Annotated in this window: 19 protein-coding genes; 8 read left to right on the top strand and 11 right to left on the bottom strand. The window is 31.7% G+C overall.

What is annotated here, in order from left to right; all coding sequences use genetic code 11:
- Nucleotides 1-53: 53 nt before the first annotated feature.
- Nucleotides 54-1,061, top strand: a complete 1,008-nt coding sequence (gene fbp, locus ACN5J3_RS01805) for a class 1 fructose-bisphosphatase (RefSeq protein WP_417290711.1) — start codon at nt 54-56, stop codon at nt 1,059-1,061.
- Nucleotides 1,062-1,131: 70 nt separating this feature from the next.
- On the opposite strand, the gene ACN5J3_RS01800 is transcribed toward fbp, so the two are convergent.
- Together ACN5J3_RS01800 and ACN5J3_RS01795 are read right to left on the bottom strand one after the other, a co-directional pair.
- Nucleotides 1,132-1,851: a tetratricopeptide repeat protein gene (locus ACN5J3_RS01800; protein ID WP_418510559.1), complete on the bottom strand. Its 720-nt coding sequence runs from the start codon at nt 1,849-1,851 to the stop codon at nt 1,132-1,134.
- A gap of 71 nt (nt 1,852-1,922) precedes the next feature.
- The gene (locus ACN5J3_RS01795; protein ID WP_418510558.1) at nt 1,923-4,223 is read right to left on the bottom strand and encodes a M28 family peptidase; all 2,301 of its coding nucleotides are present in this window, start codon (nt 4,221-4,223) and stop codon (nt 1,923-1,925) included.
- Nucleotides 4,224-4,348: 125 nt separating this feature from the next.
- Here ACN5J3_RS01795 and ACN5J3_RS01790 point away from each other — a divergent pair, with 125 nt between their 5' ends.
- The 5 genes from ACN5J3_RS01790 (at nt 4,349) to ACN5J3_RS01770 (ending at nt 10,173) form a co-directional block, all read left to right on the top strand.
- Nucleotides 4,349-4,816, top strand: a complete 468-nt coding sequence (locus ACN5J3_RS01790; RefSeq protein WP_344727441.1) for a CBS domain-containing protein — start codon at nt 4,349-4,351, stop codon at nt 4,814-4,816.
- A gap of 221 nt (nt 4,817-5,037) precedes the next feature.
- Complete coding sequence (locus tag ACN5J3_RS01785; protein WP_418510557.1) at nt 5,038-7,233, top strand: tetratricopeptide repeat protein; 2,196 nt, start codon at nt 5,038-5,040, stop codon at nt 7,231-7,233.
- Complete coding sequence (locus ACN5J3_RS01780; RefSeq protein WP_418510556.1) at nt 7,230-7,961, top strand: LytR/AlgR family response regulator transcription factor; 732 nt, start codon at nt 7,230-7,232, stop codon at nt 7,959-7,961. The genes ACN5J3_RS01785 and ACN5J3_RS01780 overlap by 4 nt, the downstream gene beginning before the upstream one ends.
- A 134-nt stretch (nt 7,962-8,095) precedes the next feature.
- Complete coding sequence (locus tag ACN5J3_RS01775) at nt 8,096-8,686, top strand: hypothetical protein (protein WP_418510555.1); 591 nt, start codon at nt 8,096-8,098, stop codon at nt 8,684-8,686.
- Between the two features lie 44 nt (nt 8,687-8,730).
- Nucleotides 8,731-10,173, top strand: coding sequence for a leucine-rich repeat domain-containing protein (locus ACN5J3_RS01770; RefSeq protein ID WP_418510554.1), 1,443 nt, complete (start codon nt 8,731-8,733; stop codon nt 10,171-10,173).
- A 223-nt stretch (nt 10,174-10,396) separates the two neighbouring features.
- Here ACN5J3_RS01770 and ACN5J3_RS01765 read toward each other — a convergent pair whose 3' ends face one another.
- From ACN5J3_RS01765 to ACN5J3_RS01755, 3 genes are read right to left on the bottom strand one after another with little or no spacing between them, the layout of a single operon-like run.
- A complete protein-coding gene (locus tag ACN5J3_RS01765; protein ID WP_417290858.1) occupies nt 10,397-10,747 on the bottom strand; it encodes a hypothetical protein in 351 nt (116 codons plus the stop codon).
- Nucleotides 10,747-11,277 carry a GNAT family N-acetyltransferase gene (locus ACN5J3_RS01760; RefSeq protein WP_417290716.1) on the bottom strand — a complete coding sequence of 177 codons (531 nt, stop codon included), beginning with the start codon at nt 11,275-11,277 and terminating at the stop codon, nt 10,747-10,749. Before ACN5J3_RS01760 ends, ACN5J3_RS01765 begins: the two co-directional genes overlap by 1 nt.
- Before the next feature lie 50 nt (nt 11,278-11,327).
- Entirely contained in the window at nt 11,328-11,972 is a 645-nt protein-coding gene (locus tag ACN5J3_RS01755; RefSeq protein WP_418510553.1) for a spermidine synthase, read from the bottom strand.
- Between the two features lie 179 nt (nt 11,973-12,151).
- On the opposite strand from ACN5J3_RS01755, the gene ACN5J3_RS01750 reads away from it, so the two are divergent.
- Nucleotides 12,152-12,484, top strand: a complete 333-nt coding sequence (locus tag ACN5J3_RS01750; RefSeq protein WP_417290718.1) for a single-stranded DNA-binding protein — start codon at nt 12,152-12,154, stop codon at nt 12,482-12,484.
- Nucleotides 12,485-12,540: 56 nt separating this feature from the next.
- Here ACN5J3_RS01750 and ACN5J3_RS01745 read toward each other — a convergent pair whose 3' ends face one another.
- Both ACN5J3_RS01745 and ACN5J3_RS01740 read right to left on the bottom strand, forming a co-directional pair.
- A complete protein-coding gene (locus tag ACN5J3_RS01745; protein WP_417290719.1) occupies nt 12,541-14,322 on the bottom strand; it encodes a ribonucleoside-diphosphate reductase subunit alpha in 1,782 nt (593 codons plus the stop codon).
- A 21-nt stretch (nt 14,323-14,343) separates the two neighbouring features.
- Nucleotides 14,344-15,618 (bottom strand): ribonucleotide-diphosphate reductase subunit beta, encoded by a 1,275-nt coding sequence (locus ACN5J3_RS01740; protein WP_417290720.1) that lies wholly within the window; start codon nt 15,616-15,618, stop codon nt 14,344-14,346.
- A 393-nt stretch (nt 15,619-16,011) separates the two neighbouring features.
- On the opposite strand from ACN5J3_RS01740, the gene ACN5J3_RS01735 reads away from it, so the two are divergent.
- Nucleotides 16,012-18,594 (top strand): phosphoenolpyruvate carboxylase, encoded by a 2,583-nt coding sequence (locus tag ACN5J3_RS01735; protein WP_418510552.1) that lies wholly within the window; start codon nt 16,012-16,014, stop codon nt 18,592-18,594.
- A 287-nt stretch (nt 18,595-18,881) separates the two neighbouring features.
- Here the strand turns inward: ACN5J3_RS01735 and ACN5J3_RS01730 are convergent, their stop codons facing one another.
- From ACN5J3_RS01730 to ACN5J3_RS01715, 4 genes are all read right to left on the bottom strand, one after another.
- Nucleotides 18,882-19,400 carry a ferritin gene (locus ACN5J3_RS01730; protein ID WP_417290722.1) on the bottom strand — a complete coding sequence of 173 codons (519 nt, stop codon included), beginning with the start codon at nt 19,398-19,400 and terminating at the stop codon, nt 18,882-18,884.
- Between the two features lie 85 nt (nt 19,401-19,485).
- A complete protein-coding gene (locus tag ACN5J3_RS01725; RefSeq protein WP_418510550.1) occupies nt 19,486-20,385 on the bottom strand; it encodes a DMT family transporter in 900 nt (299 codons plus the stop codon).
- 137 nt (nt 20,386-20,522) lie between these two features.
- Nucleotides 20,523-22,643 (bottom strand): Tex family protein, encoded by a 2,121-nt coding sequence (locus ACN5J3_RS01720; protein ID WP_418510549.1) that lies wholly within the window; start codon nt 22,641-22,643, stop codon nt 20,523-20,525.
- Nucleotides 22,644-22,722: 79 nt separating this feature from the next.
- Complete coding sequence (locus ACN5J3_RS01715; protein WP_418510547.1) at nt 22,723-24,126, bottom strand: hypothetical protein; 1,404 nt, start codon at nt 24,124-24,126, stop codon at nt 22,723-22,725.

The following is a 24,126-nucleotide window of genomic DNA, read 5'->3' as shown; positions in this document are numbered from 1 at the left end:
TTGTAGTTTCGTAAAAAATACGATATTTGTAAAAACACAACACTACAGGTTTCATGTCTCGAAAAAATCAAACTCTAGGAGAGTTTATCATTGAAAATCAAGCATCATTTAAGTATACATCTGGAGAATTATCTAGACTTATTAATTCAATAAGGCTAGCTGCAAAAGTTGTAAATCACGAAGTAAACAAGGCTGGTTTGGTTGATATTATTGGCGCAGCTGGTGATACTAACATTCAAGGTGAAGACCAACAAAAGCTAGATGTTTATGCGAATAACAAGTTTATACAAACCATGACCAAAAGAAATATTGTTTGTGGTATTGCTAGTGAAGAAGAAGATGATTTTATAACCATAAACAGTCAAGATGAAAACAATCAGAATAAATATGTGGTTTTAATTGATCCGCTTGATGGTTCTTCAAACATTGATGTTAATGTTTCTGTTGGAACTATATTTTCTATTTATAGACGTGTTACACCTGTTGGAACTCCTGTAACTATTGAGGATTTTCTTCAAAAAGGAAACCAACAAGTTGCTGCTGGCTATGTTGTTTATGGAACATCAACAATGATCGTTTATACTACTGGAGATGGCGTAAATGGTTTTACACTTAACCCAGCAATTGGAACATTTTACTTATCACATCCTGATATGAAGTTCCCTGAAGATGGACATATTTATTCCGTAAACGAAGGAAACTACATTCACTTTCCACAAGGCATCAAAGATTATATAAAGTATTGCCAAATGGAAGAAGGTGATCGCCCTTATACAAGTAGATACATAGGCTCTTTAGTATCTGACTTTCATAGAAATATGATAAAAGGTGGGATTTATCTATATCCAAAAAGTTCTAAAAACTCAAATGGTAAATTACGTTTACTTTATGAATGCAATCCGATGGCTTTTTTAGCTGAACAAGCAAGCGGTAAGGCAAGTGACGGATTTACACGTATATTAGACATACAGCCTACAGAACTGCATCAGCGTGTACCTTTTATTTGCGGTAGTAAAAACATGGTGAAAAAGGCTGAAGAGTTTATGGCCAAGTACGCATAGTCATATTTTAAAACAACAAAAAAAGCAGCATAAAATTATGCTGCTTTTTTTGTTCTAAATATACCGTTATCTAATTTTTATTTTCTCCTGAATTTTGAGTTTCTGCAGGTTTTTGTTTTTGAGATAACAGGGCGTTTTTACTAATATTTGCCATATTGAAATTTGGCGCCATTGATAACGCTTGATCTAAAAACGAAATAGCGGTATCAATATTATCTGTTTTATTTTCGTTAAACTTTACCAAACCTTTTAAATACAAAAAAGCTGCTTTTAACGGCACTCTATATGGCTGCTGTGTTTCATAAAATGCTTTTGCCATATCATCTTGAGAGTTCAATAATCCGTATTGAATATAAGTATTTGCCTCTGTTAGTTTTTGAGTTTGTAAATATAGTTCAGCTAACTCGTATGCAGCACCTACATTTGGCTCTCTATCATACATCACTTTAAACTGTTCAATAGCACGTTCTGTTTCTCCTAATGATTTTAACGATACAGCTTTTACCTCTAATGCCATATCAGAATCTGACACGTTTTTTTCAATACCAATAGTATTTAATGCCTGAACGTATTTACCTTCGCTCATGTAAATGTATGACAATGTATCTTTTCTGGCTTGAGATGGTGCTAGCACATTAAGATGCGTTAAACCATTTATCATGCCTTGAATATCGCCTTGCTCTCGCATTTGTTTATAAAAAGCTTCATAATGCTTTAGTAATTGCTGATTTGTTTGTGCATTTACTGAAAAAGCAGTTACTAATACAACAAGTAGTAATAATCGTTTCATTATTATATAATTTTAATTTATCGGCTCAAAACTAAAAAAAATCTGTATGTAAACTCTTAAAGCAATGCTAATTATTTAATAGTAACCGAGCTTTTTATTACTACAGCATCATTTAAAACAAATGGTTTTGGAATCATATTTGCTTTTCTATCTGGAACAGAAAACATAGCATTTGTAAGTAAATCGTATGTGCACTCATAAAACTGCAAACTTGTTTCTTGGCTTTCAGGAACTGTAATAATTATATCTAATGGTTCATTGTCTGTCACAAAATAACTAAACAACCTGTTATTTAGTCTTTCACTGAACACGTATTCAGAATCTGTGTTTTTATAGGCGCTTACACCATTTATTGTTGCGCTATAAAATACATTTGTTGTATCAGAAAAAACCTCAATACGCTCTGCTTGTCGTTTTGAAGTAATACAAATAGCAATTTGTCTTTTTCCATTTACAATGGTATCGTGTGTTATATCTATTACTGGTTTTTGTAACTGTTTTAAAGGTGCTTTTTTAGTATACGTAAACCCTGATTTGTATTTACTACCTATGGTGTTTTGCTTTAGTAAATCGGCATTATCTGGAGTTTTGGTAAGATAAGCTTCTGTCCACGCATCTAAAACATCATCATACGTTGCCCAAACAGCAGTATTTGAGTTCGTATCTAACATGTAAATTAAGCTATTCGGTTTAGGAGTATTCTGTGTAAAATGAGAATTTGTATGGGCTGATATCAAGAACCAAACACTTGCTATTATAAATACAACTGATAGTCTATTTTTATGCTTAAAATATCCGAAAACAGAGATTAATAAACTAAAAATAAACACTACAAAAATACAGGACACAAATAAAATTTTGAGCCCTAAACCAACGGGAAACATTTTTACTAAAGGCGCCATAATTGTAAGCAGTGGCATTCCTAATAAAGCAAGTAAAATAAGGTTTGGTTTTTTTTGTCTAATGACAACAAACAAACTCAATAACGCAAAAAACACCGGAATAATAAAAAAGCTAGCACCTTGTAGTTTAAATGCTACTATTGCACAAATAAGCAACCAAAACGACAACGGAGCAACTAACAAACTAGCTGTATTTTCAACGTTGTAAACTTTATGATATACATAAAAACAAATGGCTAAAGCAATACAAACAAACAGAGCTATATATGTATGCCCGTTGTAAGTAAATCCGTGAAGCATTTCATTGTATTGAGGATATACAATAAGTATAAGTTTCCATAGGCCAAAACCAATTCCTCCAGATACTAGTAGTGCTATGAAAAACGCACCATATCCTTTTCTAATTTCAGAAATAGTCATCGCTTTTCTTTTTAAACCATAAACCAACAACACTATAAATAAAACCAAAGCAATTATAAGCATAGGAATAATCCAAGAAAAAGGATAAATCACCGTTTTAAATAATGGTACATTAAAGTAAATGTAGTCTTCTGTGCTTTTTATATTTGTTAAATCAGCATCAGCAAAATATGTTAAAAGCGGCATTAAATAACTACCTTGATGTTCAAGTGTATTTCTATCTAATCGGTCATAAGTATCCAAAGCTGTGTGATAATCAAAATGATCATCTATAAAGGCGAAATTAAATCCGTCAATATCTTTATCTGCTCTAAAACGTGTTAAATCGGTATCATTTGGAAGCATTTTATAAATACTATAGGCTAAAGAATTAGCTACTGGAAACTCTGGATTTGCCGCAACAAAACCTTTCATTAAATTAGCGTTTCCTTGGTTTGTTTCTATTAGCATATAGCTTGGTCCACCGCTTCCACGAGCTTCAAAATTTAATACTAAACCAACATCTTTTGCCCACGGATGTTTATTAACAAAAATATCAGCGCCATTAAGTCCTAGTTCTTCACCATCGGTTATAAGAATAATAATGTCATTTTTAGGTTGTTTTCCTGTACTTAAAAAAGCACGTATTCCTTCCAAGATTGTAACTACTCCAGATCCAGCATCACTTGCGCCTATAGAAGAATGCGGATTACTATCATAGTGAGACAATAATAAAAGTGCTTTGCCAGAATTGCTTCCGGGTATTCTTGCCAATACATTTTTAGGCTTTGATAAATTACCCCATTGACTCATAGAGTAATCTATTTGCACTTCTGTTTTTAGTTCTAATTTTTCTAATTCACTTATGATATAATCTCTAACTTTTGCATGCGCTTCATTACCTAAATAATGAGGTGCTTTGGAAATTTCTTTTAATTGAACTAAAGCGCGATCTGTAGAAAACGCATTATTAGGCGTATCTATATTTGAGATTTTACTTGGCAAAAGCACGTAAAAACTCCAAAAAACAGTAATAGCTATAAGTATAAGAGCAATCGCTTTTTTTATCATAATGTATGAGCATATTGGTTAGCTGTTATAAAAATACATATTTATAAAGCAAGTTCACACCACAACAATCACTTTAGGATAACTCATTAAAAAAGTGTATATTAGAAACACTAAAAACACGTATCATGGGTATAAAAAGTTTTCAAGGCGCTAGAAAGCAACAGCAAAATTCTATTGTAGATGAACCTTTTAAGGTAAGTGATTATATGACTCGAGACTTAATTACGTTTAAGCCAGAACAGTCTGTTGAAGAGGTTATTGAATCTTTGATAACCAATAAAATTTCTGGTGGACCTGTTGTAAATGACAAAAACGAGCTTGTTGGTATTATTTCTGAAGGAGATTGCTTAAAACAAATAAGTGATAGCCGTTATTACAATATGCCTATGGAACAAGATAATGTAGAAAAACGCATGATTAAAAATGTAGAAACTATAGATGGCAATATGAATGTGTTTGATGCTGCCAAAAAATTTTTAGATTCTAAAATACGACGTTTTCCTATAGTTGAAAATGGTAAACTTGTAGGACAAATAAGCCAAAAAGATATTCTTAAAGCTGCCCTAAAACTTAAAGGGCATAATTGGAAATAAAACACAAAAATGCTTTTTTGTTTAAATGAAGCAAATATGTAATGAAACCAAGCACATATTTAATGAATGCTGTCATTTATATAACACCTATTTAGTGTTATTATTAAAACCCCTATTTTAACTTTTTTATGTTTATATTTAAAACCATTGATATGTTTTAAATATTGCTATTCGCCTTATCTGATAACACATCATCATACAACAACCCATTTTACAGGTTCATGAAGAACATTAACTTAGCCTTAATTTTTTTAATCTGTTTTTTTACAGCATTACAAACTACGTTTTCTCAAAAAACAGCTATAGACAGTTTAGAAAACGTTTTAAAAACACATCAAAAAAAAGATACTATTCGTTTAAATACGCTTAATTATTTAGCGTTTTACAATTACCGAAATAATCCGCCTCAAGCTATAAAATATATAGATGAGGCTTTGTCTTTAGCTGAAGAGTTACAAATTGTAAAGTTTTTAGCGCACAGTTATTACATAAAAGGTGTTGTGTATACAGAACAAGCCAATTTTGAAGTAGCGATTGAAAACTATGAAAAGTCTGTACAACTATATACATCTATTGATGATAAAAACGGCTTAAAGAAGTGCAACAATGGGTTGGGTGTATTAAATGCTTATAGAGGAAATTTTGATCTTGCTATAACGTATTACAAAAAAGCCCTAGAGCTTGCCAAACAAATTGATAATGACGAAACCGTCCATAAATATTTATATAATATTGGAAACATTCAAGCTAACACAGGAAATTACAAGGATGCATTAATCAATTTTAAAAAAGCCTTAAAGGTTAATAGAGAAACAAAGGACTCTTTAGGAATACTTAACTCTTTAAACTCTATAGCCAATATTTATTACAGTCAAGGCAATTATCCTGTAGCTTTAGAGTACCATAATAATTCTTTAGAAATTGCTAAAAGTGCTAAAGATTCTATAGGAATATTTCAATCATTAAATAACATAGGAAATGTTTACCGTTTTCAAGGTCTTAATAATAAAGCGCTACATTTTTACAACAAAGCACTAGAAATTGACAAGGCCAAATTCAATGTTAAAAACGTAACAGCTTTAAAAAATAATATTGCAGGGATTTACTATGATAAAAACGAATTTGATAAAGCCATTACTTATTACAATGAATCTATCGCTTTAAGTAAAGAAATTAATGACAATGTAAATTTAGCTACTGCTCTTAATGGGCTTGGTTTTATTCATTTAGAAATTGACAAATACACACAAGCTTTAAGTTATTTTAAAGAAGCAAATACAATAACTTTAAACAATAACAATTCATACAATTTAGCAGATTCTTATCACGGTATGGCTGAAGCCTACTATCTCATGAAAAAATACGATCTCGCTTTATCTAATGCAGAAAAATTAGGGCAACTATCAGAAGAACAAGAACTTTTATTACATCAAAAAAACGCTTATTACATTCTGGCTAATGTTTACGAAAAAAAAGGAGACTTTAAAGCCGCCTTATTAAATCATCAGCAATTTAAAACTATAAATGACAGCCTTTTCAATGAAGAAAGCATAGAGAAAATCACACAATTAGAGTATGAATATAAATACAAACAAGCGTTAGATTCAGCAAGTATTAGAGAGTTAAAGCTTACAAAAACAGTAATGGCTACTTCTCAACATTTAGAGGAAACACAACGCAATTTATTTATAGGTGTTATTGCATTTTTAATGACTGCTATTGTTTTAGGAGGTATTATTTTTTCATTAAAATTGAGAAATGAAAAAGCAAAAACACAAAACATTGTCATTGAGCAGAAATTATTGCGCTCTCAAATGACACCGCATTTCATTTTTAATTCACTCTCTGTGTTACAAGGCATGATATTAAATAAAGAAGATAAAAAATCAATATTTTATTTGTCTAAATTTTCAAAGCTATTACGTATTACACTAGAGAACTCCAGAGATAAAATGGTTTTACTCTCACAAGAGCTTTTAGCAATTCAAAACTACCTAACACTGCAAAATTTAGAAAATGATGCTTTTAAACATACCGTTTTAGTTGATGATACAATAAATGTCTCGTTGTTTGAAATTCCTCCTATGCTTATTCAACCCTTTGTAGAAAATGCTATTGAACACGCATTTAAAAACAAAACAGACGATAAGCAAATAGACATAAAACTTACTTACAATGATAAAAAATTAATTTGTACTATTGCTGATAACGGCATTGGCATTGATTGTTCTATTATAAAAAGCAATAATAAAAACAAAAGCTCTCTAGCCACAACCATTACTGCTGAACGCCTTGCTGTACTTTCTAAAGATTATAACATGGAAGGATCTGTAACTATTGAAGACAGAAAAAAGTATAATGAACAAGGCACTTTGGTCACTTTAGTAATACCTCATAAAATCATTCTTATATCATGAAAACGTTACTCGTTGAAGACAAAGCATACATAAGAAAAGGCTTATTAAATTTGCTACAGCTTATTGATACAGATGTTACTGTTATTGGCGAATGTGAATCTGTTAAAGATGCCGTTGTAGTTACAAATGCTTGTAAACCAGATTTGATTTTTTTAGATATAAATCTTACTGATGGTAATGCCTTTGATTTTCTAGATCAGACTGAACATCTAAACTTTAAAATCATTTTTATTACTGCTTATGAAGAATATGCCTTACAAGCACTAAAAATTGGTGCTGTAGATTACATTCTAAAACCTGTTGATATAACAGATCTAGAGATAGCCTTACAAAAAGTAGCTGCCTTGACAGTTACTGAACAAAAGCAACAAATAAAAACAGTAAAATCAGTTTGGAACAATGAAGATTCTAAACTCATTTTATCACTTCATGATAGCTTTCAGGTTATAGATCTTAACGAACTTATGTATTGTGAGTCTGACAAAGGTTATACATCATTTTATTGTAGTAATGGCAAAAAACACGTGGTTTCTAAAACGCTAAAAACATTTGAAGATCAACTAAATGCTGCAAATTTCACACGACCTCATCAATCATATATGGTCAATTTAAAATTTATTGACAAGTATGATAAATCGGGAACTATTTACTTAAAAAACGGAAAAAAAATACCCGTTTCTTCAAGAAAAAAAGATGCGTTTGTCTCTTCTTTTTTAAACAAAAACTAGAAAACCTAGCTCAATTCACTTTTCAAATATAGTTTCTAGTGCAACGCTTATGGATTTATAGCCCGTATATATCTATTCACTATTTCACACTCAATATCCGTAGCATACATTTATCATAAGCAACAGATAAAAGTATGTCTATAAACATCTCTAAATCAAACAAAAAAAAGCACATAGCTTTAGTTTTTATTTTATCTCTTCTTTTTTATTCATGTAGAGATAATTTAAGTCAACAACCTACTACTGCCAAAGGTTTTAGTGTTTTAGAACAACACCTTAAAAGCAAGTTTGGTGAAGATGCTTACTATACTAATTTAAGTGTTGTTCATAACTCAACTATAGGCAATAGCTTAAATGTTATTGTTGCTGAAAACCCAGAATCATTAAAAATGGAAGAATGGAATATGGTAAAAAATGATTGGCAGCAAAATTCTGATATAGCAATTGAAGTACCTCAAGGCACTAAAGCTACCGATTACATGTACCAACTGAATAACAATATAAACCTAACAAAATTGGGTGGTTTGGTAGAAACATCCAAACTAAAATTAAAGAAAAGTAAAAACCTTAAAAATCCAAAATTGAGTATCGCGTCTATAAAGTTCCCAAAAAACGGTGACATATCTAAAGCAGAATACTTGGTGACTTTAGAGCCTGAACATGGAGGAACCACTTTTAGCTTTTTCTACACTTTAGATGGCAACCTAATTAAAATAGATTACTAAACATTAAAACAATTTTAAATCAATAACCTTAAATCTTTAATATTATGAAAAACTTTACACGTTTTCACAAACACTTAAGCAATAGATGTTACATGAGTAAAAAAAATCTACTTGCATTAATCGCTTTTTGTATAGCTGTGATTGGGTATTCGCAGACTTTTGTTGATAATTATTTTACTTATCAAATTATAAATAATTCAACTTCGGTTGTAATATCAGATTATGATGCAACCGGAGGTACTGTAGTTAATATACCTGCTACTGTTGACTATAATGGTACAGCGTATAGTGTTACGATTATAGGTTCTAATGCTTTTGAAAGTAAAGGATTGACGAGTGTTTCTATGTCCAATAACATTACAAGTATTTACCCAAATGCCTTTAGGAATAATGCTATTTCTACCTTAAATTTATCAGACAATATTACGTTCTTAGGGGCTACATCGTTTTTCAATAATCAGCTAACTAGTATTACTATTCCAACGGGAATTACTGAAATAGCCAATAGTACTTTTGGTAATAATCAAATAACAAATCTTGTCATTCCAGATAATATTACTAGTATAAATTTTAATGCTTTTACTAATAACCAATTGCAAAGTGTTACTATTGGAACAGGAGTTACAGATATAGGAGATCAAGCATTTTTAAATAATGCGATAACAAATGTTGTAATACCAGATAATGTGACTTCAATTGGCACAAATTGCTTTTCTGTAAATCAATTACAAAGCGTTACCATTTCCTCTAATATCACGAGCATACCAAATCAAGCATTTAGAAACAATCAATTATCAAACGTTGTAATACCAGATAATGTAACAAGTATTGGCTCTAATGCTTTTTCTAACAATCAAATAGCTAACATCGTTATACCTGATAATGTTACTGGCATAGGAACCAGTGCTTTTGCTAATAATAATGCAACAAACCTAACACTTGGAAATAGTGTATCTTCAATTGGAGTTACGGCATTTACGGGCAATAATTTATCATCAATTACTATTCCTGCTAGCGTTACTAATATAGGTTCAATTGCTTTTGGATATAACCCAAATTTAACAAGTGTTACATCGTTAGCAACAACACCTCCAACTGTGGTTACTGGTGGTAGTTCGGATACTTTTGGGAATTACGTATATCGTGGCAATATGCACCTACATATACCTCCTGGTACTATAAGTGCTTATGTGACTGATGCAGGAGCATTGTGGACTGGTTTTAATCCAGTAACTGAAGACGCTTTAAGTGTGGATGAGTTTCAACTTCAAAATACTGTAAAAATCATAACAAACCCTGAAAGCTTAACTATAACATCAACCAATAACCTACAGTTGAATAGTTATACACTATATACTATTACTGGAGCAAAAATACATACAGGTGCAAGTAGCGAAATTTCAACGAGTACAATGTCAAAAGGTGTTTACATCCTAAAATTAGATTTCAATCAAGGAACGCTTGTTAAGAAGGTTATTATTAACTAAAACCATTTCACAACAAGGTTATGTGTTTGCTATAACAACTATTATGCAGTTTTGGTCAATAAAATCGAGCTGCATAATAGTATTAAATTAAAGAGAACCTCAATTTTTTTAAAAAAACAAACTATGTCTAAATTGTTTTATAAATACAAATTAGAATTATTTTTATTGGTGTTTTACAGTATTACATCCTTACTGCTATGGTGGATTTTTTAAGGTAATAAAATTAATTTTCTCGCTTTACCAGGGCATAATAATCACCTTCTAAAGGCAAATAACCTTGGTCATAAACAAAATAATAAACCGTTCCGGCCTTTGTGGTATAAATGCTTGTTATGTAGTTAAAATCAAAACCTTTTTCAATGAGTCTTGCTCGTGAGGTTTTAGTTTTTTTATCAGGATTCAAAGCTTCTAAAATGCGGTAATTTTTACGTAGACGGTTATTCGTATTTCTAATTAAGTTTTTACTATCCTTGTTTATTCGGTTATTATAAGAATTACGGCACGCATCACTACAGAATTTTTTATCAATTCTGCCTACTATTTTTTCACCACATTCTGGACATTGCTTTTGAATCATTTATTTTCAATTTTATACCAACGTAAATCCATAGCTTCTTCTTCAAAATAAAAATCTTCTACATAATGCAATCCTATTTTTAAAAGCGCATTATGAGATGCTCTATTGTCTTTTTCTGTTGTTGCATAAAGTGCTGGTAGCTTCATGGTATGAAATGCATATTGCACTGCAGCTTTACCTGATTCAGTAGCGTATCCATTTCCCCAAAAACGCTCAATTAGTCTGTAACCTACATCATAATATGTCGTAAAACCATTCATATTATATTCTGTATTTAACCGAATACCAGACCATCCCATAAACTCATCTGTTTCTTTGTTGATAACAGACCATCTACCTATACCACGCTCTTTATACTGCTGCTTTACTCCTTCTATTACTTTCTGTGCTTCGGCAATTTTCTTGATAGGTTTATTACCTAAATAACGATGAACATTAGGATTTGAATCAAGCTCAAACATCCCTTCCAGATCTTCGTCTCTCATTTCTCTTAAAAGAAGTCTTTCGGTTTCTATATTAAATTTCATACTACAGAAATAAAGTCTTATAAATATATAAATTATTCACTTACAAACATCTAAATAGAATTTGCAACAACAACAGTGTTAGTATCATTCACTTTTTCGTAAACATCAACCTTATAGACTTTCGTTTTTAAATAACTAATCACAGCTTCTAAATTTTGCTCTATATGTGTTTTTAATGAAGCATTAAAAAGCAAACAACCTTTTGCTGATTTAAGTCTTATAACATTTTGCCAGAATTGATGTTCTAAAAATTGTTTTGGAACTTCTGTGTCTATAAATAAATCAACAATTATTAAATCATATGTAGATGAGTTTTGAGCTACATAATTAAGTGCGTCATCGCATACTATATGTAATTTGTTGTTAGTTTGAAGCGCAAATTCTTCTTTTGCTATTTTAATAATTTCTGGGTCAATATCAACAGCCGTAATAACTCCTTCAAAGTTAAAATCCTCATAAAGGGTTTTTATAACACTTCCGCCTCCTAATCCTAAAAGTAAAACAGAACGCACTTTATGAAGGTCTATTTTCTCTAAACCAAATTTTAAAATACGCTGTAATGAACCGTAGGAATAATTGGCGTTTTTAGAGTTTAAATGTTTTTTCCCATTATACCAGGTTATTTCCAAAACACCATTTACATCAGATTTTATCTTTTTAGTAATAGGATACAAATAGCTTAAAAGTCTTACCATACTTACAAATATAGTGAATAATGATGCTTTATAACGATAGCTTTTATTCGTTTACAAACATTTACAAACGAATTTAAATAGGTAACTACCGACTTTCTATTAGTAGTCATAGCATCTTTGCCTTGTCGAAACGTAAGAACTCGATGGTATTAACTGTTTAACATTTAAAAAATAAAATTATGAACACGCTTAGAAACAAAGTACAGTTGATTGGTAGATTAGGACAAGATCCTGAAATTGTAAATTTTGATAATGGTAATAAAATTGCCAAATTCTCTCTTGCTACAGATGATAGCTACAAAGACAAAAACGGAAATAAAATAGAACGCGCTTACTGGCACAACATCATTGTTCGTGGTGGCCTTGTAAAAGTAGTAGAGAATTATATTTCTAAAGGACAAGAAATTGCGGTTGAAGGTAAACTTACAAATCGCTCTTGGGAAGACAAAGAAGGTAAAAAACACTACACAACTGAAATAGTTTGTAATGAACTTTTGATGTTGAGTAAATAAACTGCAATAAAAAAAACCGCTCATTCGAGCGGTTTTTTTACTATTCAATATGATGATTAAGCCTCACAGCTTGCACACTCTTTTTTCTGTTTGAATTTTTGTGCAGCATTCATACTGTGTTGGTAGTACAATGATTTTAAACCAAGTTTCCAAGCTGTAACATGAATGTTGTTTATTTCTTTTACAGGCATTTCAGGATGCACAATAATGTTTACAGATTGTCCTTGATCTATAAATTCCTGTCTTGCTGATGCTTGATAAACTACATCTAATTGGTCAATTTCAGAGTACGTTTTAAACACGTTTTTTTCTTGCTCTGTTAAAAACTCTAAATGTTGTACAGAACCATCCATATCTCTAATGCTTCTCCAAACTTCCGTTGTATTTTGTCCTTTTTCTTCTAATAAATTTTCCAAGAAAGGATTCTTTATTGTTGTTTTTATTTTAGCAATATCTTTCACATAAATATTTGACCATATTGGCTCAATACCTTGAGATACTTGTCCTAAAATAAACGCCGAAGATGTTGTAGGCGCTACAGCGTTTAATGTTGTGTTTCTACGACCGTAACCTTTTAATACTTTAGGCTCTCCAAATTTTACAGCCAATTCTTCTGAAGCTTTGTATGAACGCTCTTTTATAGTTTTAAAGATTTCACGGTTTAAGTTAAATGCTTCTTGACTATCAAAGGCATGCATTCTAGACTGTAATAATGAGTGCCATCCTAAAACACCTAATCCTAATGCACGGTTTTCTTTTGCAAAGTTGTAAGCACGCTCCATAAACAAGAATGTTTGACGGTCGTCTCTGTTATCAGAATCACGATATACTTCTAGTTTTTCAATGAATTCTGTGATTACAGCATCCAAGAAGTAAATCATAGTTTCTACTGCGTCAGTGCTCTTCCACTTATCGTAGTGTAATACATTTATACTAGAAAGTACACATACAAACGACCAATCATCGTTTGATGGTAACATAATTTCAGTACATAAGTTACTTGCGTGTATGCTGTGGTTTTTATCTTTATAAACTTCTGGTTTACCATTGTTAGCATTGTCTGTAAAGAATACATAAGGGTAACCCATTTCACCACGACTTTGTAATACTTTTGCCCAAATAGTACGTTTTTCAACATCACCAGCAATCATTTCTTCCATCCACTTATTGGTAACTGTTACACCATGTGTTAATTGCTGTATTGGGTTACCTTCAGTACCTATTTCTAAAAACTCTTTAATATCTGGATGCTCAATTGGTAAATATGGAGAAAAACGACCACGACGTACAGAACCTTGACTAACCACATCAACCATAGACTCAAACAACTGCATAATATGAACTGCACCAGATGCTTGCCCATTGTTTTTTACAGGAGCTCCTCTATGGCGAATTTTACCAAAAAACCCAGAAGTACCACCACCTAATTTTGACATCATACCAACTTCAGACTGTGTGTAAAGAATATTACCCATGTCATCATCAATATGAGAACCAAAACAGCTTATTGGTAAACCACGTTCTTTACCAAAGTTAGACCAAACTGGAGATGCTAAAGAGAAAAACCCTTCAGACATATAGTGATAAAACTTATCTGCATATCCAGGAATTTGAAGAATATGTTCTGCGCGTTCAGCAATTTCTCTAATACGTTGCTTGGGCGTTACACCTTCGGTTAAGTATCCTGCTTCTAAAAACTGTTGACTGTATTCGTTTAACCACTCAAATCCTTCTTCCTTTTTCGTGTTGGTTAAAAATTCTTTTCGGGCATTTACTAGTTCATCAGTTGTGTTTTTTTGATCTTGTAGTTGCGGCTGGTGTATTGTTTTGTTCTCCATAGGTTATAAAAAATAGTCTGGTTAAAATAAGTCGTCGCTTGTTATACTTTGTGTTCTTTTACTGTAATTGATAGAGCGTTTTACAAAGAAATCGCCATGTTTTGTACCAATAATCTCGTCATCAAACCATTCGGTTTGTGTAAGTAGTGTTTCGTCTATATCAAATACTTTTTCAATACCAATGCTTTCTAAAGATTTGTTGAAACGGTTTTTAATAAACTCGTTTACAACTGTTTTTGGTAAGAAATCTAATTCGCCTTCTTCAAAAATCCAATCTACAATCTTGCTTTCAGCAACATAGGCTTCTTTACACATATCTTGAATCATGGTATTGTAGCTTGCATCAAACCACTCTGGGTGCTCATCTTTGATGATATTGATGATATCTATACCAAAATCTCCATGAATTTGCTCTTCTTTTGATGTTGCTTCAACCACGTTAGAGATACCTTTAAGCATATTTTTATGCTTGTTGAATGCCATAATGATTAAGAATTGAGAGAATAAAGACACGTGCTCAATAAATAATGAGAACAATAATACAGACTCTGCATATTCTTGATTGTTTTCACTTTTAGCGTTTTTTAATGCAGTTTCTAAATACTGCACACGCTTCATGATTACTGGCTTTTTCTTTAGCTCTTCAAATTCTTTGTTTAATCCTAAAATTTCAAGAAGGTGCGAGTATGCATCAGCATGTCTTACTTCACTTTCTGCAAATGTTGAACCTACAGATCCTATTTCAGGCTTTGGCATTCTGTGGTAAATATCTCCCCAAAACGTTTTTACTGCAATCTCAATTTGAGAAATTGCTAGCATCGTATTTTTTATAGCAGATTTTTCTACTTCAGAAAGATTTGATTTGAAATCTTGTATATCACTTGTGAAATTAAACTCGGTATGTATCCAGTATGAATGACGAATTGCTGGAACATATTCGTACAATTGAGGATACTCGTAAGGTTTTAAGTTTACACGTTTTTCAAAAATGTTACTCTTACGACTTAAAGCTTGTTTGTTTCTGTATATAATGTAAGCTTTTGCAACATCGTGAAAAGAACTTTCCATTAATTTATCTTCTACTACATCTTGCACTTCCTCAACCGTAGGCAAATAATCAGCATCTTGTTCTTTACGTTTTAGTAAAACATCATAGACACTATTTGCTATAAGTTGTGCGTCTCCAAAATCTCCATTTTCAACCGCTTTCATGGCTTTTAATATGGCATTTGTGATTTTGCTTAACTCAAAAGGTTTTTTGCTAAAATTTCTTTTAGTAATGTGTAAAATTTCCATAAGTAATAACGAATTAGAATATATCTAAAATAAGATAATGTAAAAGTCATAAATTATTCCAAACGAAATGAAACACCTCAAATATTGTTCTTAACATTTTATCAACATTCCTGTTAATACACTAGTTTACAGGGATTTAAAAACACCTGATAAAATCACGCAAAAGCCTACAAACACTAGGCTTTCAAAACGATTTTGAACTAATTTTAAAATAAAAAATAGCTTTTTATTGATAAAAAAACACTATGGAAAATGCATTGAGAAAAAAGCAAAAAAGGGGTGATTAAAAGCTCATTTTTTGATTTAAATACAATTATTTTGACAGAATAATCAAAACTTAATAAACATGACAATCGTTTCATAAAGCTTTATTATTTTTATAAAAAAAGATTTATGCCTACGCAACCTAAATTAACAAGATTTAAGCAAAACGTTTTATCAAAATATCAAATATACAACAGTATATTCATGACGCTTCCTTTTGATACCATTTCAAAAACAGGTGTATTACTTCCGCTTTTTCACGAAACTTGCGAAAAAGGTTTTGCAAATGGAGATAACCCAACAACAATTGTTGAGACATTCTTTAAAAAATATCAAGCTAGACGTTCAGAAGAAAGCCAGATAAGCCTATTATTTCGCTTTATTCAATACATAGAGCGTCAAGTTGTATTGTTTGATGCTATTGAAGACGCTGCTTTCCCTATAGTTAATAATATGGATGGTATTGGAACTCTTCGTAGCTTAAAAGAAGCTATAAAATCTGAAGACAAAACAGAAACCTTAAAAGCTTATTTAGAAGAGTTTAAAGTACGTATTGTACTCACTGCACATCCTACACAGTTTTATCCTGGCGCTGTTTTAGGTATTATTACAGATTTAGACAACGCTATAAAATCTAACGACTTATTAAAAATAAACGATTTACTAGCGCAATTAGGAAAAACACCTTTTTTCAAGCATAAAAAACCAACACCTTATGATGAAGCCGTGAGTTTGATTTGGTATTTAGAGAATGTGTTTTACGAATCTTTTGGCCGTATTTTCGACTACATTCAACAAAATATTTTTGATGGCAACACCATTGAAAACGACATTATTAATATTGGATTTTGGCCAGGTGGCGATCGTGACGGAAACCCATTTGTTACACCAGTAACAACACTAAAAGTTGCTACCAGACTAAAACACACGATTTTAAAAAACTACTATACTGATATACGTAAGCTAAAACGCAAGTTAACTTTTAGAGAAGTTGATAATAAAGTAGCAGATTTAGAAGCAAAAATTCACGCTATGCGCAATAATAATAACAGCCATTTATTAACGCCAAGTGAATTTATAAGCAACCTAAAAGATATCAAAGATATTATTATAAAGGAGCACCAATCGTTATACTTAAACGACATAAATAGCCTTATAAACAAAGTGCATCTTTTTGGTTTTCATTTTGCTTCTCTAGACATTAGGCAAGACAGTCGTGCTCACGATGCAGTGTTTAATAATATGGTTGATACATTAATTGAGCATGGAAGCGATATTTTTCCTGAAAATTACCATGATTTATCAGAGAAAGATCAAGTAAAAATTCTTTCAGAAATAAAAGGAGAAATCAATTTAGACATTTTTCAAGATGAAGATGTTTTAAAAACATTACAAACAATAAAAGCCATAAAAACCATTCAGGAAACCAATGGCGAACGCGCTGCTAACAGGTACATTATAAGCAACAACCAAACAACGCTAAATGTTATGCAATTATTTGCCATGCTAAAGCTTGTAGCTTTTCATGAAGATTTAACAGTTGATATTGGACCACTATTTGAAACCATAGAAGATCTTGAAAATGCGCCTCAAGTTATGGAGGAGCTTTATACCAACCCTAATTATGCTGCACACTTAAAAAAACGCGGAAACAAACAAACCATTATGTTAGGCTTTTCTGACGGAACAAAAGATGGCGGTTACCTAATGGCAAATTGGGGTATATTCAAAGCCAAAGAACGCCTTACCGAAGTTTCTAGAAAATATGATGTTACCGTAATATTTTTTGATGGTCGTGGTGGACCACCAGCGCGTGGCGGCGGAAAAACGCATCAGTTTTATGCTTCGTTGGGACCAACAATAGAAGATAAAGAAGTACAACTTACAATACAAGGACAAACCATAAGCTCAAACTTTGGTACTCAAGATTCATCACAATACAATTTAGAACAACTTATTAGTTCGGGAATTTACAACAGATTAAACGAAAACAACATAGGCATGTCTGAAGAAAACAGAATGGTTATGAATGATTTAGCTGTAAGAAGCTATAAAACCTATTCCGATTTTAAAAGTCACCCAATGTTTTTACCGTATTTGGAGCGCATGAGTACGCTAAAATATTATGCTAAAACAAATATTGGAAGTCGTCCTTCAAAACGTGGAAAATCTACAGAATTAGTTTTTTCTGATTTAAGAGCTATCCCTTTTGTTGGTAGCTGGAGTCAGTTAAAGCAAAATGTTCCTGGTTTTTTTGGTGTAGGAACAGCCTTAAAACATTATGAGGATACTGGCAATTTTGAAAAAGTAAAACAACTGTACAATAGTTCTAGTTTCTTTAAAACATTAATTGAAAACAGTATGATGTCATTATCAAAATCATTCTTTGATTTAACTAAATATATGGCTGATGATCCTGAATTTGGTGAGTTTTGGAAATTAATCTTTGCTGAATACGAACTTTCTAAACGTTTAATTTTAAAACTAACAGGTTACAAAGAACTTATGGAAGAGGAGCCTGCAGGAAAAGCATCTATAGACGTAAGAGAGTCTATTGTTTTACCGCTTTTAACTATTCAGCAATTTGCACTAAAGAAAATTCAAGAGCTACAAAAAACAAACCCTGATGATAAAGATCAAATAGAAGTATTTGAAAAATTAGTAACCCGATCTTTGTTTGGAAATATTAATGCAAGTAGAAACTCTGCTTAATTTTAAATAAAAAAACCCTCGATTTTCGAGGGTTTTTTATGCTACTTTTTTTAGTAAATCAAAGCAAGGGCATTTACCACAGCGCTTATTTTCACCTTTTTTATACTTTTTACAACATTTACTTTTAACCTTATCAGCATTGATAATTCCTGCTTCATGTAAGGTTTTTAGTGCCTTTTTTTGTTGTTTCTTTTCTTTTTTCTTCTTGCCCAATGTATACTAACTTGTAGAATATGAGGCAAAAATAAATTATTTTAATTAATTCTAAATAAAATTAACTGTTAAAATTATTCAGGACTTTCTGAAGCTGCTGTACTTATTGTTATTTGTTGAATATCTCTATCAAATAAATACAATCCACCTTTATCATTTCCTATCATATTTATTTTATCTAAAATGGTACGAGCCATAGCTTCTTCTTCTATTTGCTCACTTACATACCATTGTAAGAAGTTATGTGTTGAGTAGTCTTTTTCTTGTAACGCAATATGTACTAACTCGTTAATACTATCTGACACAAATACTTCATGGTCAAAAAGCTTTTCAAACATTTCCTTAAATGAATTAAAAGTCACATTTGGTGCATTTAATGCAGAAACATGAGCATGTCCACCACGTTCGTTTACATATCTAACTAATTTAAGCATATGAGCACGCTCTTCATCAGACTGAGAGTACATAAACCCAGCAACACCTTCTAGCCCTTTTACTTCAGCCCAACAAGCCATTGCTAAATATATTTGAGACGACTCTGCTTCTATTCGTATTTGGTCGTTTAATGCTTTTTCTATTTTTTCTGATAACATAATGTCTTTCTTTTTACGTAAAGTTAAGCATTTTTAAGCGTTAAAGATGTTAGAATAGTTTTAAATTACCTTCGTTGCAGTAATATTATAAAGGCTTTACTTTTGACTTAATTTTTCTAAATGAATATGATGTTAGTGGTGTTTCTTTAAAAGTAATCCCAATACCTAAAAGCAAAATGATTCCTCCAATTACCATTTGAATAGTTACTTGCTCTCCTATAAACATCCATGCAAGAACAGTTGCCAAAATTCCTTGACCAAGTAAACTCACAGAAACTCTTGTAGCACGCATATGTTGAGTTGCGTAACTAATAAGAAGCCAAGCTAGCAACTGACAAACTAATGCTTGAATTATCAACACAATCCATCCCATGTTACTAAACCCATAAAAGGGTTCATTAAGAAAATAGCTTAACACACCTAAATGAATACTTGAAGCTATTAAGTTAAGTGTCATAAAACTTAAAATATCCATCGTTTTTAAAACATATTTACTTATCAGCATATAGAAAGCATAAAGCACTCCAGACAACACACCAAAAACAAATGCCAAATCAAAATCTAATGTTTTAAACACCTGAAAACCTACTAGTAACACCATACCAAAAATAGCAACAAGTGTTCCTATCCAAAAATTAGGTTTTGGTTTATTCTTTAAAAATAGGAATGCTAGAATACCAACCCACACAGGAGATAAATTTGTCAATAGTGATGCTTGCGTAGCAGTTGATTCTTGTATAGCAATATTCCAAACTGTGACATCAGTGCCAAAAATAACACCGCAAATAACAGCTAGTAAACCCGCTTTAAAACTAGGAATTTTTAATGCTCGCTTGTACAGCATATAGGGCAGCAATACAAGTAGTGAAAAAAACATTCTGTAAAATGCAGAAATTACACCAGAGGTTAAACTTAACTTAACCAAAACAGGGAATACAGAAATACATATAATCCCAATAGCCAAAACCATTCTCGCCTTTTTCATAAACTAAAAAAAATGCAAAGCTAAATCTTATATTGAATTTTAAGGCTTTATTTTCACACAAAAAATGTTAAATATTATCAGCTAATGTTGCGAAACAAATTTTAGACCTACAATAGAGATAATTAAAATAACCCAATTCAGGATTTATGTAGTTTTAATTGAATGCGCTTACGCGGAATATCAACCTCTAAAACTTTTACAATGACCTGTTCGTGTAAACTAATATGCGCACTAACATCACTTACAAAACCATCTGATAAGTTTGAAATATGAATTAAGCCGCTTTCTTTAATTCCAATATCAACAAAAGCTCCAAAATTGGTTACATTATTAACAATTCCGGGAAGCAATTGACCTTCTTGAACATCATTGATAGTTTTTATGTTTTGATTAAAGGTAAACACTTTGGCTTGTTCTCTAATATCTAATCCTGGTTTTTCAAGTTCTTTTACGATGTCTTTAAGTGTTGGCAAACCAACTGTGTCTGTACAATAGGGTTTTAAATCAATACCATTTAAAACGGCAGAATTTCCTATAAGCTCTGAAACACGTTTTCCTTCATTTTTTGCAATAGCTTTTACAATACTATAGCTTTCAGGATGCACAGCAGAATCGTCTAACGGATTTTTTGCATCTTTAATTCTTAAGAATGCTGATCCTTGTTCAAAAGCTTTATCTCCTAATCGTGGTACTTTTTTTAAATCGGTTCTTGAAGAAAATGCACCATGTTCATCACGATAACTAACAATGTTTTCGGCTAATTTAGGGCCAATTCCAGACACATAACTCAACAAACTTTTACTTGCTGTATTTAGATTAACGCCAACAGCATTCACGCAACTTTCTACAACCGTATCTAGTTCGGTTTTTAGCTTGTTTTGATCAACATCATGCTGATATTGACCAACACCAATAGATTTTGCGTCAATCTTAACCAACTCTGCCAACGGATCTTGCAAACGACGACCAATAGAAACAGCGCCTCTTACAGTAACATCATAATTAGGAAACTCGTCTCTAGCAATTTTTGAAGCCGAATAAATACTAGCTCCTGCTTCACTTACCACAAATACTTGAATATCATTTTTAAAACGAATACGTCTGATAAGTGATTCCGTTTCGCGCGAAGCGGTTCCGTTTCCAATAGCAATAGCTTCAATTTTATAAGCTTCAGCAAGTGTGCTTATTTTTTTTATTGCGCCTGTGCTATCGTTTTTAGGTGCATGCGGATAAATGGTTTCATTGTGTTTAAGTTGCCCTTGCGCATCTAAACACACTACCTTACAACCGGTTCTAAAACCAGGGTCTATAGCTAAAATTCGCTTTTCTCCTAATGGTGAACCCAACAACAATTGTTTTAGGTTTTTGGCAAAAACAGTTATCGCAGCTTCATCAGCTTTTTCTTTGGCATTTTGTAACGCTTCATTGCTCAATGATGGTAACAATAAGCGCTTGTATGCATCTTTTATAGCAATCTCGATTTGGTCGGAACACGCATTGTCAGATTTTATAATACGCTGCGCCATTTTATCTAAAGCACGTTCATCATCAATTTCAATTTTCACACGAATAAAACCTTCGTTTTCGGCACGTAAAATGGCTAGCAAACGATGTGAAGGAATACGACTCAACGACTCGCTCCAATCAAAATAATCTCGGAATTTTTGAGCATCTTCTTCATCAGCTTTCTTTTTTACAACTTTGGTTGCAATGGTTGAAAAACGTTCTAATTGATAACGCATATTGTTTCTTACGTCAGTACGCTCATTAATCCATTCGGCAATAATATGTCGCGCGCCTTCTAGAGCATCATCAACCGAACCAACAGCATCTTTTACATAGTTATATGCTATGCTTTCAATATCGTGAGCGTTTTGACTCATTATGATTTTAGCTAAAGGTTCTAATCCGTTAGCTTTAGCAGTATCAGCTTTTGTTTTTCGGCTTTTTTTGTATGGCAAGTAAATATCTTCAAGTGTTGTAATATCTTGAGCGTTGTTTACTTTTTGTTCTAATTCTGACGTTAAAACATCTTGCTCTTCAAGTGCTTTTAAAATAGCCGCTTTGCGTTTTTCAAGCGCCTCAAAGAGTTCTTTGTATTTTACAATATCACCTATTTGAACTTCGTCCAGATTTCCTGTAGCTTCTTTTCTGTAACGTGAAATAAACGGAACAGTACAGGCATCGTTAAGCAAGCTAATGGTGTTTTTTACAGAGTTTTCTGATAATTGAGTTTTAGAGACTATATAGGAAATCATATTAAATAGAAAAAGTACTCGCTAAATTTCACGAGTATATTGGTTTTTAAATATAACTAGTAATCAATGAAAATACTTTTTAAAAGGAATAAAATTTATACATTTTTGAGACGTCGCTATAAAAGCCCCAAATGTATGAACCATCATATTTAAAGACTGTTTGAGCACTCATTTCCTTTAATTTTTTATCTTCAATAAAATTATGAATTGCATCAAATTTATTATCTGGAATATCTCCTTGAACATGATTAAAGTTACTATCTAATAAATTTAATATTTTTACAGATTTACTGTTAGAATACGAATCAAACATTGAAAAAATAATGGCTCCTGTAAGACCTCCAACCATAGCGCCAACCATTATTATTGCTCCTGGTTTTGGCTCATAACTACCAATAGTCACAACATAATTAGCATCTAATTTGTAAACAGACAATGCCATTTTAGAATACAATATTTTTCTAATAAATTTTGTTGTCTTTTCAAACTCTCTGTAGTTATCAAAATCACCTCCCTCTTGGATAATTGGGGTATTTTTAAAATAAATAGAGTCTTTTTCAGTAATAGAAAACTGCTTTAATGATTTATGACTTTCTAAATCAATAATATCCATTACAAACCTCTCATTGGTTACATATGCTTCAAACAATTTATCGCCTAACAAAAAACTATTATGAGTATTGTAATAATTCCCTTTTTTAAAGCTTTCATTTGTGATCTTCTTAAAATCATAACGAGGCTCTTTTAAGTTTAATTTAATGATATAAGTAAACTTACCTGTGAGATTAATCGTTAAAAAAACATGTCCGTCTTGAGAAAAAATTTTTGTAGGTAATGAAGCTTGTTCTAAAGAGCAAGGCAAACTGTTATCTATAAATTCAAATTTGGTTAGTTTATTAATTACATACAGAAACGAGTACAGTGAAAATGTTAGTTCATTATCACTCTCAAAAACCTCATCTGACAAATCATAAGATTTCTCAATAAAATCTCCTTGAACATTGAAAGAATATAATTTTAATATTGATTTCTTTTTTTCTACAGTAAGCAAATGGAGTTTGTTTTCATCTGTAATAAATTGGATAGCTTTTTCTCCTTTTATACTTAAATTCAGATCTTTAATTACTGTATAAGCCCCTGTTGTAAAGTCTATTTTAACGCAGCCGATTTTACTCTTTGAACGATTAGAAAAAAACAAAGTATATGTGTTTTTTTCATATATGCAGCCCACCAAATCACCTGAAGAAATGTTAGAAACAACTGTTTCATATAGCAATTCTTTTTTGTCATTATAAAGTTCTGCCACATACCCTTTTTTTACTTTATAAAACAATGCAATATTTCTTGTTTCCTTATTTACAACAGGCACAATATCACTAACAGGATGTGTCTCAAAATGATAATTAGAAGATTGTAACCAAGCATTTTGAGCTATAGACGTGTAACATAATAAGCAAAAAAAGAAGGCTATAAAACTCCTCAT

Origin of the sequence: Corallibacter sp. (assembly GCF_048381695.1) — a bacterium.
GTDB lineage: Bacteria > Bacteroidota > Bacteroidia > Flavobacteriales > Flavobacteriaceae > Corallibacter > Corallibacter vietnamensis.
The sequence above is the reverse complement of the archived record's forward strand: the minus strand, read 5'-3'. Positions and strand labels throughout refer to the sequence as shown.